The organism is Legionella micdadei (genome assembly GCF_000953635.1).
Lineage (GTDB): Bacteria > Pseudomonadota > Gammaproteobacteria > Legionellales > Legionellaceae > Tatlockia > Tatlockia micdadei.
This window is the reverse complement of the sequence record NZ_LN614830.1, coordinates 2144098-2160181: the sequence shown is the minus strand read 5'-3', so window position 1 is coordinate 2160181 and position 16084 is coordinate 2144098. Positions and strand designations below refer to the sequence as shown.

The window sequence follows — 16084 nt, the reverse complement described above, 5'->3', positions numbered from 1 at the left end:
ATGCTGCCTAGCGCAAAGACATGGATTTTATTGGCAGGATATATTCCTGCTATTGCTTTTGCAGATGGTTCATCTGGACAACATCATGATCCTATTGCACCAGTCATCCTTTGGGTCACTTTTATTTTCTTATGTGCGCTGATAGGTCGTGATATTGCCCAGCGCTTTAAGCAGCCAGCTGTGCTTGGCGAATTATTGATGGGGGTATTGTTAGGCAATCTTTTTTATCTTGGTGGTTCTCATCTCGTTGTTGTTTTACGTGAAGGGTCAGCTGTTTTTGACATCATGAGGAATATGCTAACTGGCGTTCCCCTTACAGAAGCAGTTAATAAAAGTATCCCTAATCCCTATTATGCTGAGCAAGTTGCTAGTGCCCTTAGCAAGAGTAATGGTGTCGACTTAATAAAAGTCGCCTATATTCTGGATATTTTTTCTCGGTATGGCGTCATTTTCTTACTTTTTAAAGTGGGTCTTGAAAGTTCAATTGAAGACTTAAAACATACCGGACGAGAAGCGGTACTGGTTGCTATAATTGGCGTGGTTGTACCCATTATCCTTGGTTTTTTAGTCGCTTATCTATTGTCACCAGGTTCTAGCTATAAATCCCATCTTTTTGTAGCAGCTACGTTATCGGCAACCAGCATTGGAATCACGGCGCGCGTACTTTCGGAAATGAAAAAATTGCGCACTCGCGAAGCGAAAACAATCCTTGGCGCAGCAATGATTGATGATATCTTAGGTCTAATTATCCTTGCTGTCGTCAGTTCTATAGTACTCAGTGGTGAAGTCGATGTGATGATGGTAACTAAAATTATCATTTCGGCCATTGCCTTTTTTGCTGGCGCGCTCCTCATTGGTCCTTGGATTGTGCGTAAGGCAGCTTTATATTTTCGATTTCTAGAGTTATGGGAACTCAAATTATTTATTGCATTTATATTCGTAATGATGCTCGCCTGGTTGGCAACACTTGTTCATCTGGCAACAATTATCGGAGCGTTTGCTGCAGGATTAATCTTACAGGATGATTTTTTTGACTCAGAAAAATCCAGAGAAAGTTCCCAGAGTATAGGGAATCTCATTACTCCACTCGAATCTATTCTAGCGCCTTTATTTTTTATACTGATTGGTATTCAAGTCAAACTGGAGTCTTTTGGGGATTGGCATGTATTATTGATGGCTGGCGGATTAATTGCTGCTGCGATTTTAGGAAAATTAATCAGTGGATTAGGCGGAAGTAAAAAAGATGATCGATGGCTAATCGGGATTGGTATGTTACCGCGAGGCGAAGTAGGGTTGGTTTTTGCTTCTATTGGCAGAACGTTGGGCGTAATATCTGATCAGCTTTTTTCGGCAATTGTCCTTATGGTTATTGTTACAACCTTTTTAGCGCCACCGCTTTTAAAAGCGCGGTATGCGAATCATGACAAAAAAATGATAAAAAAATGAAAATCGAACAATCTGATATTTTAACAGACGTAAGAAGAGCATTACAGGAAGATGTGGGTACAGGTGACGTGAGTGCAGGACTCATACCTGGTTCGCTTATGGCCGAAGCTGAAATTATTTCCAGAGAGCCTATGTTAGTTTGCGGGCGCCCTTGGGTTGAAGCTGTTTTTGCTGTAATTAATTCGACCATCAAATTGGATTGGCTAGTGAAAGAAGGAGAGTGGTTAGCTAGCCCGGCAACCCTATGTCGCATGAAAGGGTCTGCTGCATCGATATTAACGGCTGAGCGCTGTGCATTGAATTTTCTTCAAAGCCTATCAGCAACAGCCACACAAACCTATCATTATGTACAGGCGCTTAAAGGAACCAAGACGCGCCTGCTGGATACCCGTAAAACAGTACCTGGCTTACGACTTGCGCAAAAATATGCTGTAGCTTGTGCTGGGGGTGTCAATCATCGGATGGGTTTATACGATGCTTTTTTAATTAAAGAAAACCACATTAAAGCGTGTGGGTCGATTACTAAAGCTGTCGAGTTAGCTAAATCACTTAAGGAAAATTTACTGATTGAAGTAGAAGTAGAAACACTCGATGAATTGGATGAAGCGTTGAAGGCAAAACCTGACCGAATTTTACTCGACAATTTTTCTATAGAAATGATCGAAGCCGCAGTACAAATAAACCAACCTTATGGTTGCAAATTAGAGGCTTCCGGAGGAATTAATTTGTCAACAATCGCTGCTATTGCTCAAACTGGAGTAGACTATATTTCAACAGGGGCAATCACTAAATCAATCCAGGCGATTGATCTGAGCTTATTAATCAGGAATGTTCAATGAACCTACGAATTGTTTTTACTGGAGGCGGCACTGCAGGCCATGTCACGCCGAACATACCCTTAATCACTGCACTGCAGCACGAAGGTTGGCAAGTTGATTACATTGGTTCAAATGAGGGGGTAGAACAAGGGATAATCACCGCATTACATATCCCTTTCCATGGAATAAGCAGCGGGAAATTAAGGCGCTATTTCAGTTGGCAAAATTTTTTAGATCCATTTAAAATTTGTCTTGGCATCGGTCAGGCTTATCGACTGATGCGCAAACTTAAAGCCGATGTGGTTTTTTCGAAGGGTGGATTTGTTGCTTTTCCTGTTGTTGTTGCAGCCTGGTTAAATCGTATACCGATAATTGCTCACGAATCTGACATGAGCCCGGGTCTAGCTAATCGTCTCAGTTTCCCGTTTGTTGATAAAATTTGTGTGACGTTTGCCGCCGCTAAACAATATTTCAAGAACCAAGAAAAAGTAGAAGTGACAGGCACACCGATTCGCCCAGAATTATTCCAAGGCTCAAAAGAAGCCGGTTTAGCTTTATGCGGATTTAAGAAAAATAAACCATGTTTACTTGTAATGGGTGGCAGTCAAGGTTCATTGAAACTCAATTCAATCGTTCGAAATGCGCTGCCGGCATTGAGCCTGCAATATCAGATTATTCATTTATGCGGCAAAGGTAAGCGAGATAGCGCTTTATTAAATCATCCCGATTATTGTCAGTTGGAATACGCAAATAAGGAAATGGCTGATTTGTTTGCAGCAAGCGATTTGGTTGTTTCGCGTGCAGGGGCAAATTCCGTCTATGAAATTCTAGCCTTGCAAAAGCCACATCTTTTTATCCCTCTATCGATACATGCCAGCCGTGGCGACCAAATTCAAAATGCACGCTATTTTATGAAGCAGGGAATTAGTCACGTTTTGGATGAGGAGACACTCTCTACAGACAGTTTCTTGCAAGCGGTTAACGATGTATATCAACATAAAGAGGAAATCATTGAAAGGATCAAAAGATTAAATATTGAATCCGCAACCCTAAAAATCATAGCCCTTATCAAGGAGCAGATGCATGTTGAATCCCCAAAAACTGTATGATTATGTCAGTCGGGAATGGAAAGAAACAATTCTACCCAGTTTGTGTGATTACATAAAAATTCCAAACAAATCACCTCATTTTGATAAAGATTGGCAAGCACATGGCTATATGGAGCAAGCAGTTAACCATGTGGCAGAGTGGTGTAAGAATCACGGTCCAGCTAACATGAGGCTGGAAATAATGCGATTGCCAAATCGAACCCCGTTATTATTCATGGAGGTCCCTGGAAAAACGGAGCAAACTGTATTGCTTTATGGCCATCTTGATAAACAACCAGAAATGACAGGTTGGCTTGAAGGTTTAGGTCCTTGGACACCTGTCCTTAAAGATGACCGTCTCTATGGGCGGGGTGGTGCTGATGATGGTTATGCGGCTTATGCATCGATAACGGCAATACGTGCTTTGCAGGAACAAAACCTAGCGCATGCCCGTTGCGTGTTAATCATTGAGGCGTGTGAAGAAAGTGGTAGCTATGATTTACCTTATTACATCGATGCTTTAAAAGAAAGAATCGGTGAGCCTTCGTTGGTGATTTGTTTGGATTCCGGCGCAGGAAATTATGAGCAATTATGGATGACGACATCGTTACGCGGGAATGTTGTTGGTGAGTTGACAGTGGAATTGTTGAGTGAAGCAGTGCATTCTGGGTATGGCAGCGGGATTGTCGCTGATAGCTTTCGCGTTGCAAAACAGGTGATAAGCCGCATTGAAGATGAACTAAGCGGGGAGATCAAATTACCGGAATTGCACTGTGATATTCCGAAAGAACGTGTAAGTCAGGCCGAAGTGTGTGCGGAAGTTTTGGGGGAGGAAGTATACTGTGGGTTTCCATTGCATCCTGGCGTAGAACCTATCACCAAAGACAAAAAGCAGCTTATTTTAAATCGCACTTGGTGTCCAGCTTTAGCAGTGACTGGAGCAGAAGGACTCCCGAGACTTGCCGATGCCGGAAATGTTTTAAGGCCTAAAACCTCTTTGAAACTGTCAATGCGCCTACCTCCGTTAGTTTCTCCCCAAAAAGCGGCAGAGGCAATTCAAAAAGTTTTGACTGAAGATCCCCCTTATCGAGCTAAAGTGAGTTTCCGCGTTGATAATGCTGCAGGAGGATGGAATGCGCCACCTTTATCTGATTGGCTGTCAAAGGCCGTAGATGAGGCTTCAATGGCGTTTTATCAGAAGCCACCTGTTTATATGGGGGAAGGCGGGACTATTCCTTTTATGGCTATGCTTGGTGAAAGGTTTCCCCAAGCCCAGTTTTTGATAACCGGAGTCCTAGGTCCACATTCAAATGCTCATGGGCCAAATGAATTTTTGCACCTAAAAATGGTGGAAAAATTAACATGCTGCGTTGCCTACGTTCTAAATCATCATTTTGAACAAATAGCCCTCGACAGATAAAAAAAATATTGCAATACTTTGCTGCCTCTTTAAAAAAAGAGGCAGCAAAGGTGGTCTGAAAACCACATAAGTCCAATCAAAAAGGAGATTTAAATGAAAGCAAATTTATTTGCTGCTGTCTTGTTGTTATCAATAGCCTATCTTCCTGCCCACGCTGCTAGCGAACAGCTTAATAAAAGCCCTGCATTATCCATGCAAAAATCCACAGCAAAAATTGATTTAAACAAAGCCGATCTGAATACTTTAGTTGGAGCTGCTAAAGGCATAGGTCAAAAACGAGCCGAAGCGATCGTTAAATATCGTACAGAACACGGCAATTTTAATTCGATTGAAGGGTTGTCTAAGGTACCTGGTTTGGGCAATCGATTCGTTAAAAATCATCTAAAGGAATTGGAAAAAGTGTTTATGGTTAATTAATACTTCTATTCTCTAAATTTTTCTAAGTACCGCGCTTTATGCGCGGTATCTGTTATGTGAATGCGCTAATAAGGCGAGTCAGCTTAAATAGAAAGAAATAATCCATAATGAAAAGTGAGCTTGAGTTTATACTCTGTTCAACGCCATTTCTCGCACTCATGCGGGTAGGCACACGTTCGCCTACTTCGAGGAATTTAGACGCGGTAGCCTTGCAATAAATCTTTCAAAAGATCTGTCGATTTTTATCTCAATATAGGTTAAAGTGTTCGCCAAAAAAAGAACGAGGTAGTGAGGCTCATGTTCAGGAAATTGCGGGGCGTTTTTTCCAATGATTTATCGATTGATTTGGGGACGGCCAATACGTTGATTTATGTGCGGGATAAAGGGATAGTCTTAAATGAACCTTCTGTTGTTGCTTTACGCAATGAGTCGGGTCAAAAGCGAGTAGCGGCTGTTGGTCTCGAAGCCAAACGAATGCTTGGAAGGACTCCGGGTAACATTAATGCTATTCGGCCAATGAAAGATGGGGTAATAGCCGATTTCTTTGTTACTGAAAAAATGCTCCAGCATTTTATTCATAAGGTTCATGAAAATCGATTTCTGAGACCAAGTCCTCGGGTGCTGGTTTGTGTGCCTTGCGGTTCGACCCAAGTCGAGAGACGCGCAATTCGTGAGTCAGCAATGGGAGCAGGGGCGCGCGAGGTGTTTCTCATTGAAGAACCTATGGCGGCAGCATTAGGTTCTGGTATGCCAGTTGAAGAAGCTAGTGGCTCAATGGTCGTTGATATTGGTGGTGGTACAACTGAAGTTGCTATTATTTCTCTCAGCGGTATCGTTTATCATCAATCAGTGCGTATTGGCGGTGACAAGTTTGATGATGCGATCGTTTCTTATGTCCGTCGAAATTATGGAACTCTAATAGGTGAGACGACAGCTGAACGCATTAAGCATGAGATTGGTTCTGCTTTCCCAAGTCGCGATCTATTTGAGATTGAAGTCAGAGGGCGAAATCTAGCCGAAGGGGTACCCCGTAGTTTTACTCTAACCAGCGCCGAAATCTTGGAAGCTTTACAAGAACCATTATCTGGTATTGTCGGTGCTGTTAGGGCTGCTCTCGAACTGGCGCCACCTGAATTGGCTGCTGATATTGCGGAACGCGGTATGGTGCTAACTGGCGGTGGGGCTCTCTTGAAAAATATGGATACCCTATTGATGGAAGAAACAGGTCTACCCGTGCTAGTGGCAGAAGATCCATTAACTTGCGTTGCTCGTGGTGGTGGTAAGGCCCTGGAAACAATGGATCTACGTGGCGGTGATTTCCTCTCAACAGAATAATCCTAAAGACAGACTCTTCGCTAAAGGCAAGCATAGGCCATTTGGTTTTGTGTTTGCCTCAATGCTGTCGGTCTCACTGATGTTTTCAGACTATCACTATCGGTATTTAGATAGCGTGCGTAGCGGCTTTGCTTTGCTTGTCTCTCCTTTGCAATACGCAGTTGATTATCCTGTGCGCGTTATTGGTTGGATTCAATCGTTAGTCAGTGCTAAAAAGGCGTTAATTAACGAGAATATGCAGTTGCGGTATCAGCAAACTTTGCTTGAGGCCGAATTACAAAAACTGTTAGTGATTAAAGAAGAAAACTCTCAGCTTAGGGAATTATTACTCACCTCAACCAAAGCAAATATGAGGGCGATGGCAGCACAAATTTTAGCTGTCGACACAAGTATTTCACGGCAATTAGTTGTTTTGAATAAAGGAAAGCGTGACGGTGTGTATACGGGGCAACCCGTGCTTGATGCAAAAGGGGTAATGGGACAGATTATCGATGTAGGATATATGACAAGCACTGTGTTATTAATCTCAGATTCAAAAAGTGCTGTTCCTGTAAGAAATAATCGCACCGGTGAGCGAGCTATTCTAGTGGGAACCAATAATATGAGTCAGCTATCTCTGGTTAATTTACCGCGAACATCATCGATTGAAAAAGGAGATTTGCTGGTTACTTCAGGTCTTGGCCGTCTCTATCCGGAAGGTTATCCAGTTGGCCAAGTTGAAAGTGTCCGAAGTATTCCCGGAGAAGCTTTTATTAAAGTAGATGTGAGTCCTGTCGCATTGCTCAATAGGAATCGTTTGGTACTTCTTATATGGCCTGATAAGGAGCAAGAGGAATTAACAGCCCAAATTAATGAGCGGATGAATGCAATTGGAGCTAATGCATGAACCATAATGGCTCACGAAGGGACAAAGAATCCGATAAAGTGTTCGGATTTAGTCCAGTGTCTACACAAAATGACACAAGAAAACGCAGCATACCTTTTTATATGAACATTCCGAGGCGCTTTTTGTGCGTAAGATCGGGAAAACTTGGACATTTCCTTGTCCGGGGTGGGCTGCTGTCATGAATCCTTTGTATTTGCGCATAGTTACGGCAATCATCATCGCCCTGGCTTTAACCATTTTGCCTCTGCCAGAACTTCTCTTGGAGCTCAGGCCGCCATGGATATTAATCCTTATTTTATACATACAATTCTTTTTACCCGATTACTTTAATATTGTGTTTTTACTGATTATTGGTTTGGTGCTTGATGTTCTACTCTCTACTGTACTCGGGGAACATGCTTTCGCATTATCCCTTGTGGCCTGGTTAGCGAACAGTAAGGCTAGGCGATTCCGCTTGTTCGCCATGGGGCAGCAAATGGCATTGATAGGATTTTTTTGTTTACTGTATCAAGGGCTCATTGTAGTGATCGATGCATCGCTTGGGTATTACTACGGTTTTCTCATGTCGCTAGGCAGTACAGCCATAAGCGTCTTGTTATGGCCATGGATGAGGTTAATAGCCGATGATGCCTTAGGTAGCAGAGTGCCTAGGTTGGGTGATTAATTAAGCGGTACTCCCCAGGTTTTAAATCTCCTAAAGACCAATCGGCAATGCGATGGCGAACTAGCCGTAGGGTAGGGAAACCGATGGCAGCAGTCATCCTTCGAATTTGATGGTTTTTACCTTCTTTTAAAATGATCTCAAGCCAGCTGGTTGGCACAGTCTTGCGGAACCGCACAGGAGGTATTCTTGGCCAGAGTGTCGGCTCTTCAATGATTTTAACAATAGCAGGTAAAAATTTTGTTTGTTGGAGCATTAATCCTTTTCTTAGCGGCATTAATTCTTCGCTGGTTGGAATCCCTTCAACTTGAACCCAATAATATTTCTTTTTATCAAAGCGCGGATGGCTTAAGCGGTGTTGTAATTTCCCGTCATCAGTCAATAGCAGCAAGCCTTCGCTATTTTTGTCCAGTCGACCTGCGGCATAGAAATTCGGCACTTGAATGTAATTGGCTAAAGTTTCTTCTCCAAGCGCACCAGTAAACTGGCTTACTACCCCATAAGGCTTATTAAATAATAGAATAGAGCTCATAAAACGGGTGACCCCTTTTCACATTGGTAATGTGGGTTATACGAAAAAATGATTATGCATGCGAACGCAAGTTAGGGCAAAGGGTATTCCAGGATGTGCCTTTGTGGTTGAATAAAAAAAATTTTTGTTTGCTATACTCGTTTTTTTCAATTGAACATTTAAATCTGGTGGAGACCCCGGTGAATAAAGTCATAGATACTTACTGAGCTTTACTTAGCATGCTATTATAATTGTCTTTAATTAGCCGGAGTTGTCGATGACATTCGAAAAAATTCTTGTACCTACTAATGGCCAAGCCATTACCCTTAAAGCTGATCAATCATTACAGGTACCAAATTTTCCGATCATTCCTTTTATTGAGGGAGATGGTATCGGTGTGGATGTTACTCCTCCGATGCGAGAAGTAGTTGATGCAGCAGTCAAAAAAGCCTATGGAGAAAAAAAGAAAATTGCCTGGATGGAAATCTACGCAGGGGAAAAAGCAACAAAAGTTTACGGTGCTAATCAATGGCTGCCAGCAGAAACCCTTGAGGCAATTAGAAAATACATCGTCGCAATCAAAGGACCGTTAACTACCCCAGTGGGAGGCGGTATTCGCTCGTTGAACGTCGCAATTAGACAGGAATTGGATCTTTATAATTGTATACGGCCGATTCGTTATTTCGAAGGTGTACCAAGCCCTGTTAGAGAGCCATGGAAAACGAATATGGTAATTTTCCGGGAAAATTCAGAAGACATTTATGCAGGTATAGAGTGGCAGGCTAATTCAGAAGAAGCAAGGAAAGTCATCCATTTTCTACAAAAAGAAATGGGGGTTAAAAAAATCCGCTTTCCTGAGAATTGCGGCATAGGAATCAAACCAGTCTCTAAACAAGGTACAAGCCGTTTAGTTAAAGCAGCCATTCAATATGCTATTGATAACCAACTTGATTCAGTGACCTTTGTGCATAAAGGGAACATCATGAAATTTACTGAGGGGGCATTCAAGGAATGGGGTTATCAAGTCGCTAAAGAAGTTTTTGGTGCTACGGATTATGAAGGTGGTCCTTGGATGCAAATTAAGAATCCTAAGAATGGAAAGACCATTATTGTCAAAGATGTTATAGCTGATGCTTTTCTGCAGCAGATTTTGCTAAGACCGGAAGAGTATAGTGTTATTGCAACACTTAATTTAAATGGCGATTATATTTCTGATGCACTAGCAGCACAGGTTGGTGGGATAGGTATTGCTCCAGGTGCTAATATTGGTGATAAAGTGGCAGTTTTTGAGGCAACTCACGGGACCGCTCCAAAATACGCTGGTCAGAATAAGGTTAATCCTGGTTCTATCATTTTATCTGCTGAAATGATGCTCCGTTATTTAGGATGGTCTGAAGCGGCAGATTATATTGTTAAAGGTATGGAAGGCGCGATTAAGGCAAAAACCGTAACTTATGATTTTGAGCGTTTGATGGAAGGAGCTACCTGCTTAAGTTCCTCCGAATTTGGCAAAGCGATAATTAAACACATGTGAGCGAGTATCGACTAATTATCCTGAAGCACGCTACAGATTCTTTGAAGAGGAATCTCTTTTTCCATAAATTTGTAGCGCGACACCACTGTATGGCCAATATGGTCTTGTTTAAGAGTGGTTGTCCTAAATCATCTCAAGCTGTTCCCTGATAGAGGCTGCCCGATTTTGAGCCTCTTGGGGGCGCTTTTGTGCTTTGCTGTCGTTAAAGCACAGGGCTGTATTTATTTTTGTTTTACAAACAAATGGCGTGGGTCTTTATTCACCCTGCAAAAACGAATATGGGTGCGATCTAATCAAAGTGTAGCTGATTATCGCAAGGTTTAATTATTTCAATAATTAAATCATTTTTTTACTGGCCAAAATGCTCTTGGAAGTCTATAAAATTAGTAAAGGGTGTAAGTTATGAGTGGATGGTCATTAGAGGAAATAATTGAGCACAAAACGGCAGAGTCAAAGGCTGTGCCTGAGCTTAAGCAACCTAAAAAATATAGGGTAATTTTGCTCAATGATGATTACACCCCTATGGAGTTCGTGGTAGATGTACTAAAGCGGTTCTTCCATTTTAATGAGGAATTGGCAACGCAGGTGATGTTACAGGTTCACTTTTTAGGTAAGGGTATTTGTGGCGTGTTTACTAGGGATATCGCAGAAACAAAAGTAGCCTTAGTTAATGATTTCGCTAGAAGTAATGAACACCCACTGCTATGTACTATGGAACCCGAATAGTTTGGTGTTGTGGCTGGAGAGGAGCGACAAAATGTTAAACAAAGAACTTGAATTCACCTTAAATCTAGCCTTTAAGGAAGCGAAAGAGAAGCGTCATGAATTCATGACTGTTGAACATTTGCTATTGTCTTTGCTAGATAATCCGTCAGCTGGGAACGTGCTCCAGGCTTGTGATGCTAATATTGACGCACTTCGTCGCGACTTAACTGAGTTTATTGACGAAACGACTCCAAGAATTCCTGAAGATGAACTCGATCGTGAGACTCAACCAACTCTAGGTTTTCAACGTGTACTCCAAAGGGCTGTCTTTCACGTTCAATCAGCAGGAAAGACAGAAGTAACGGGTGCCAACGTTTTGGCTGCCATTTTTAGTGAACAAGAAAGCCAGGCTGTATATTTTCTGCGCCGTGAAAACATTACTCGCTTAGATGTTATCAATTACATTTCCCACGGTGTTTCTAAATATCATAACAACGAAATGAGTGATAGTATGAGCTCACCCATGGATGAAGATGCAATGGGCAGTGAGGGCAGTGAATCGCCACTTGAAAGCTATTGTATGAATCTTAATAAACGAGCCAGACTGGGTAAAATTGATCCGCTCATCGGGCGTCATGAGGAAATTCAACGCACGATTCAAGTTCTATGTCGCCGCCGCAAAAATAACCCCTTGTTGGTTGGTGAAGCTGGGGTTGGAAAAACCGCAATTGCTGAAGGATTGGCAAGGCGTATAGTTGATGGTGAAGTTCCAGATGCGATCAGAGGTTGTGTGGTTTACTCGCTTGATCTTGGCGCTTTGTTGGCAGGTACCAAATACCGGGGGGATTTTGAAAAACGCCTAAAAGCGGTATTAAAGCAATTAGGCCAACAAGAAGGCGCTGTTTTATTTATTGATGAAATTCATACCATCATTGGAGCCGGCGCTGCTTCAGGTGGGGTGATGGATGCTTCCAACCTGATCAAACCATTACTCGCGAATGGTGAATTAAAATGCATTGGTTCGACGACTTATCAGGAATATCGAGGTATCTTTGAAAAGGACAGGGCACTTGCCCGACGGTTCCAAAAAATTGATATCAAAGAGCCAACCGTTGATGAGACTTTTGAAATTCTCAAAGGATTAAAAGGCCGGCTCGAAGAGCATCATGGTGTTAAATTCTCTATTCCTGCGCTAAAGGCTGCAGCAGAATTGTCAGCCAAATACATCAATGATCGTTTCTTACCTGATAAGGCAATTGATGTAGTGGACGAAGCTGGTGCTTATCAAAATCTATTGACAGCAAACAAACGTAAGAAAATTATCAGCGTCACTGAGATAGAAAGCGTTGTTGCGAAGATTGCACGAATTCCGGTTAAAAAAGTCTCTGCGCGTGACAAAGATACCTTACGTAATCTTGAGAGGGATTTAAAATTACTTGTATATGGCCAAGACGATGCAATTACCGCTCTGGCTTCCGCGATTAAATTGGCTCGCTCAGGATTGCGCGATCCTCAAAAACCAGTAGGCTGTTTCCTTTTTGCAGGCCCTACAGGTGTTGGTAAGACTGAGGTAACCAAGCAATTAGCGAATGTGTTAGGTATCGAATTGTTGCGTTTCGATATGTCCGAATACATGGAAAAACATACAGTTTCCCGTCTCATCGGTGCACCTCCTGGCTATGTCGGTTATGATCAAGGTGGATTGCTTACCGAGGCAGTTACTAAAAATCCACATGCTGTATTGCTGCTGGACGAAATAGAAAAAGCCCATCCGGATGTTTACAATCTGCTGTTACAGATTATGGATCATGGGACACTGACTGATACCAACGGACGACAAGCTGATTTTCGCCACGTCATAGTGGTCATGACGAGTAATGCAGGGGCGACAGAAATTTCGAGAAACTCGATAGGATTCGCTGTACAAGATAACAGCAATGACAGTTTGGAAGCAATTAAACGCCAATTCAGTCCTGAATTTAGGAATAGACTGGATGCAATCATCAACTTTGCACCACTCGATAGCACGACTATTGGGCTTGTGGTTGACAAATTCATCATGGAGCTTGATGAACAGCTTAGTAACAAAGGGGTCACTTTTAAAGTGGATAAAGCCGCTCGCGATTGGTTAATCGAACATGGATATGATAAAACAATGGGAGCGCGTCCAATGGCGAGATTAATCCAAGACAATGTGAAGAAGCCTTTGGCTGACGAGTTACTCTTCGGCAAATTATCAAATGGCGGCCATGTCACATTAAAAGTAAAAGACGGCAAACTGCATTTTGATAGCCATGATCATCGGGAAGGTGTTTGCTAAGCATTACTTCTCCTGAAGATTGGTCATTTCCGCACAGCAAGTGTCTTAAGTGTATCGCTCAAGAGACTTGCTATCCTTAATCATGATAGGCTAATTCTAAATCGCCCTTCTTTGTAGCGAGAGCTTGTGGATGGGGTGAATTATCAATAATCCTAGTTTCATTTATGCGGGTATCTGGTTAGAATAAGCCTTTTATGGTAGTCCGGTTAAAACATGCTTAGTGTTATCATCATTGCTAAAAATGAAGAGGCGAATATCAGGCGCTGTCTTGAGTCTGTCCGATGGGCTGAAGAAATCATAGTCCTGGATTCTGGAAGCAGTGATAATACTATCGCGATTGCAAAAGAATACACTGATAAGGTTTATTCAACCGATTGGCAAGGTTACGGTATTCAGAAACAGCGTGCATTAGCTCTCGCCACAAAGGAATGGGTACTAAATTTGGACGCAGATGAGAGTGTGAATGCCGAATTAAAAGCCGTAATTCAAAAAACAATTACCAGTGATCGTGCTGACGCTTACCGTATCCCGATACGCATGAATTTTTATGGCTTCCCTTTAAAGTTCTCCTCCAGCCCTAAGAGGCATGTTCGTCTTTTTAAACGAGAGGGGGCTCGATACAGTTCGGATATCGTTCATGAAAAAGTAATTTTACCACCTAATGCAAGGATTAGCAGGATAAAACAAGCAATCATGCATCATTCGTTTCAAGATGTAAGTCATGCGCTTTATAAAATCAATCGCTATTCGTCCTACAGTGCTAAGATTAAAATCGAAAAGAAGAAAAAAACCAGTTTTGCAAAGACGCTTGTTGGCACGTGCTGGATGTTTTTCCGTTGTTATATCTTACAGCGTGGTTTTCTTGATGGAAAACCAGGTTTTTTATTCGCTGTTTTTAATGCTCAAGGCACTTTTTATCGTGGGATTAAGCAGTTATACCACGATTCACAATTGAACAAACTCCCTAAAACTCATTTGTAGGATATAAATGGACGCACTCATCGGTTTATCAACAAAATTTTCCGCGCAGAAGTTTGCACCTTTGCTTTTAGCGGTAACCCTTTTTGTGCTCCCTTTAAGTTCTTCGGCAAAAAGTATATGTTTAAGTTTGTCGGTTATAGCCCTTTTGTTGGTTCCCACCTACCGTGCTGAAGTCCTCGGTTTATTAGCAAAAGATTGGTGTAAAGCGGCTATTGTTTTATTCTGCCTTGCACTTATTGCTTGCTTATGGAGCCCTGCTAGTCTCTCAGAAAAAATGCTTATCTTGGAAAAATACAGCAAATTCCTTTATCTACCCGTTCTCGTCGCAGGTTTTCGCGATGAGAGAACAAGGAACTTGGGTTTGCACGCGTTTTTATTAGCCATGTTACTCACCTCAAGTATTGCGGTATTAAGGTTTAGAGGTTTTCTGCCTACCTTCAATATTAATCCTGATAATATTTTCCGCAATCATATCATGGTCGGTTATATGCTGGATTTTGCTGCTTTTTTATCGGCTTTATTGGCTTATCGGCAGCGAAGTATTAAGCGAGTGGCTTATAGTTTGTTGTTTCTCTTATTCAGTTACCATGTGCTTTTTATCAATGGGGGACGAATGGGCTATATTGCCTATTTTGTGCTGATGTCCCTGTTAATTTTGCAAATTTGCTCTTGGCGGCTTGCAATTGCTGGGTTTCTCATTATTTGTACAGGGTTTTTCCTTGTTTATCATGAAAGCCAATACATGAAAAATCGCTTAAGCTTAGCGGTTATCGAAGTAAAACAGTATCAAAATGATAAAGATACGCCTGTAGGTTATCGCTTGCAGTTTTACCACTTTGCTTACCAGCTTTTTAATAAGCATCCCCTAGTAGGCAATGGAACAGGTAGTTTCACCTATTATTTTAGAACTGAAAGACCAGTCCCGTCTTGGACAAATAGGTTATTGGAACCGCATAACCAGTATTTTTTTGTGGCGACAGAATTTGGGTTATTGGGAGTCGTTGTTTTATTCGCATTCTTTTTAAATTTAGCTAAAGCAAGTTGGCGTTTAGATAAAATGCGACCCATTGCTTTTGCTATGCTGGGATGCATCCTTTTAGGGAATTTAACTGATTCTCTCTTGCTTTATTCTGGTTCTGGTTATTTCTTTATTTTATTCATGGCGCTTTGCTTAGCTGAGCAATTGGAAATCTTAAAAACAAAAGGTAATTCATGAGCCTTATGCTTTTCTAAGGGCATATTGGTTTTGGCACTGTATATTGCGGTAAAAAACAACAAAAACTCATTACAGATACCTATGTGAGTGGTTTCGGTCATGTTTCTCACAAGATATGTCAAATTTTCCTTTTCGTGATAGGTGTTGTTATATTACCAAACAATCGGGTTATAAAATAATACAGATTAAAGGGAACTGGATCCATGGAACAAAGCCAAAAGAATCATTGGGGGAATTATCAATAAGAACTCATTTTTAACAAAAGTCGCTCAAATATTGATAACTCAAATTTCAGCAAGGCACTTTTGGCATTTGCTCCACAAATCCTCCCTATACCTTATGATCTCCTATACAAAACTTACAGTCCCAGGAATACGCTCTTTCCTGTTACTGGTGGCGCATAACGCCCGCTAGTGTATTGCTGCCAAGTTGCGGCGGGTTGCAGTACAGTATTGCAAGGAACTGTGTGCCATCCTGTTCCTGAAAATTCATCTGGTACATTCCATGTTGGACATGTCGAACAATGTGCACAAGTTGTGCATATTGAAGCATATGCCTGGCTTGCACCCACTGCACTCATCGTTGCAGCGACTATTATCCCTGCTACAGTTGATTTAATCTTCATATAAATCTCCTTATTCCTTGATGCATCATAATGATGCATAATCCGCTTTCTAATTATAGCTTAATCGACGAACTTAGGAGTTGAAACCGAATAGAATCCCATTTTACCTCATTAAAACGAA

Annotated in this window: 15 protein-coding genes; 13 read left to right on the top strand and 2 right to left on the bottom strand. The window is 41.7% G+C overall.

The window, feature by feature from the left end; genetic code table 11:
* Nucleotides 1–3: 3 nt before the first annotated feature.
* The 8 genes from LMI_RS09670 (at nt 4) to mreD (ending at nt 8074) form a co-directional block, all read left to right on the top strand.
* Nucleotides 4–1446, top strand: a complete 1443-nt coding sequence (locus LMI_RS09670) for a cation:proton antiporter domain-containing protein (protein WP_102010593.1) — start codon at nt 4–6, stop codon at nt 1444–1446.
* Nucleotides 1443–2285: a carboxylating nicotinate-nucleotide diphosphorylase gene (nadC, locus tag LMI_RS09665; RefSeq protein ID WP_045099617.1), complete on the top strand. Its 843-nt coding sequence runs from the start codon at nt 1443–1445 to the stop codon at nt 2283–2285. The genes LMI_RS09670 and nadC overlap by 4 nt, the downstream gene beginning before the upstream one ends.
* A complete protein-coding gene (murG, locus tag LMI_RS09660) occupies nt 2282–3373 on the top strand; it encodes an undecaprenyldiphospho-muramoylpentapeptide beta-N-acetylglucosaminyltransferase (protein WP_045099616.1) in 1092 nt (363 codons plus the stop codon). The genes nadC and murG overlap by 4 nt, the downstream gene beginning before the upstream one ends.
* Nucleotides 3348–4772: a M20 family metallopeptidase gene (locus tag LMI_RS09655; protein ID WP_045099615.1), complete on the top strand. Its 1425-nt coding sequence runs from the start codon at nt 3348–3350 to the stop codon at nt 4770–4772. The genes murG and LMI_RS09655 overlap by 26 nt, the downstream gene beginning before the upstream one ends.
* A gap of 93 nt (nt 4773–4865) precedes the next feature.
* Complete coding sequence (locus tag LMI_RS09650; RefSeq protein WP_045099614.1) at nt 4866–5189, top strand: ComEA family DNA-binding protein; 324 nt, start codon at nt 4866–4868, stop codon at nt 5187–5189.
* Nucleotides 5190–5486: 297 nt separating this feature from the next.
* Nucleotides 5487–6524, top strand: coding sequence for a rod shape-determining protein (locus LMI_RS09645; protein WP_025385468.1), 1038 nt, complete (start codon nt 5487–5489; stop codon nt 6522–6524).
* Nucleotides 6502–7410: a rod shape-determining protein MreC gene (mreC, locus tag LMI_RS09640; protein WP_045099613.1), complete on the top strand. Its 909-nt coding sequence runs from the start codon at nt 6502–6504 to the stop codon at nt 7408–7410. Before LMI_RS09645 ends, mreC begins: the two co-directional genes overlap by 23 nt.
* A 124-nt stretch (nt 7411–7534) precedes the next feature.
* A complete protein-coding gene (gene mreD, locus LMI_RS09635; protein WP_349267095.1) occupies nt 7535–8074 on the top strand; it encodes a rod shape-determining protein MreD in 540 nt (179 codons plus the stop codon).
* Here the strand turns inward: mreD and LMI_RS09630 are convergent.
* Nucleotides 8058–8603 (bottom strand): pseudouridine synthase, encoded by a 546-nt coding sequence (locus LMI_RS09630; RefSeq protein ID WP_045099612.1) that lies wholly within the window; start codon nt 8601–8603, stop codon nt 8058–8060. The two genes, mreD and LMI_RS09630, sit on opposite strands and share 17 nt — an antisense overlap.
* Nucleotides 8604–8859: 256 nt before the next feature.
* On the opposite strand from LMI_RS09630, the gene icd reads away from it, so the two are divergent.
* From icd to LMI_RS09605, 5 genes are all read left to right on the top strand, one after another.
* Nucleotides 8860–10116: an NADP-dependent isocitrate dehydrogenase gene (gene icd / locus LMI_RS09625; RefSeq protein ID WP_045099611.1), complete on the top strand. Its 1257-nt coding sequence runs from the start codon at nt 8860–8862 to the stop codon at nt 10114–10116.
* 402 nt (nt 10117–10518) lie between these two features.
* On the top strand, nt 10519–10842 hold the full coding sequence (gene clpS / locus LMI_RS09620; protein ID WP_045099610.1) for an ATP-dependent Clp protease adapter ClpS: 324 nt from the start codon (nt 10519–10521) through the stop codon (nt 10840–10842).
* 31 nt (nt 10843–10873) lie between these two features.
* Nucleotides 10874–13141, top strand: a complete 2268-nt coding sequence (gene clpA / locus LMI_RS09615) for an ATP-dependent Clp protease ATP-binding subunit ClpA (protein ID WP_045099609.1) — start codon at nt 10874–10876, stop codon at nt 13139–13141.
* 213 nt (nt 13142–13354) lie between these two features.
* Nucleotides 13355–14122 (top strand): glycosyltransferase family 2 protein, encoded by a 768-nt coding sequence (locus LMI_RS09610; protein ID WP_045099608.1) that lies wholly within the window; start codon nt 13355–13357, stop codon nt 14120–14122.
* A 7-nt stretch (nt 14123–14129) separates the two neighbouring features.
* A complete protein-coding gene (locus LMI_RS09605) occupies nt 14130–15338 on the top strand; it encodes an O-antigen ligase family protein (protein ID WP_045099607.1) in 1209 nt (402 codons plus the stop codon).
* Nucleotides 15339–15696: 358 nt separating this feature from the next.
* On the opposite strand, the gene LMI_RS09600 is transcribed toward LMI_RS09605, so the two are convergent.
* Entirely contained in the window at nt 15697–15963 is a 267-nt protein-coding gene (locus LMI_RS09600) for a hypothetical protein (RefSeq protein WP_045099606.1), read from the bottom strand.
* Nucleotides 15964–16084: the final 121 nt, after the last annotated feature.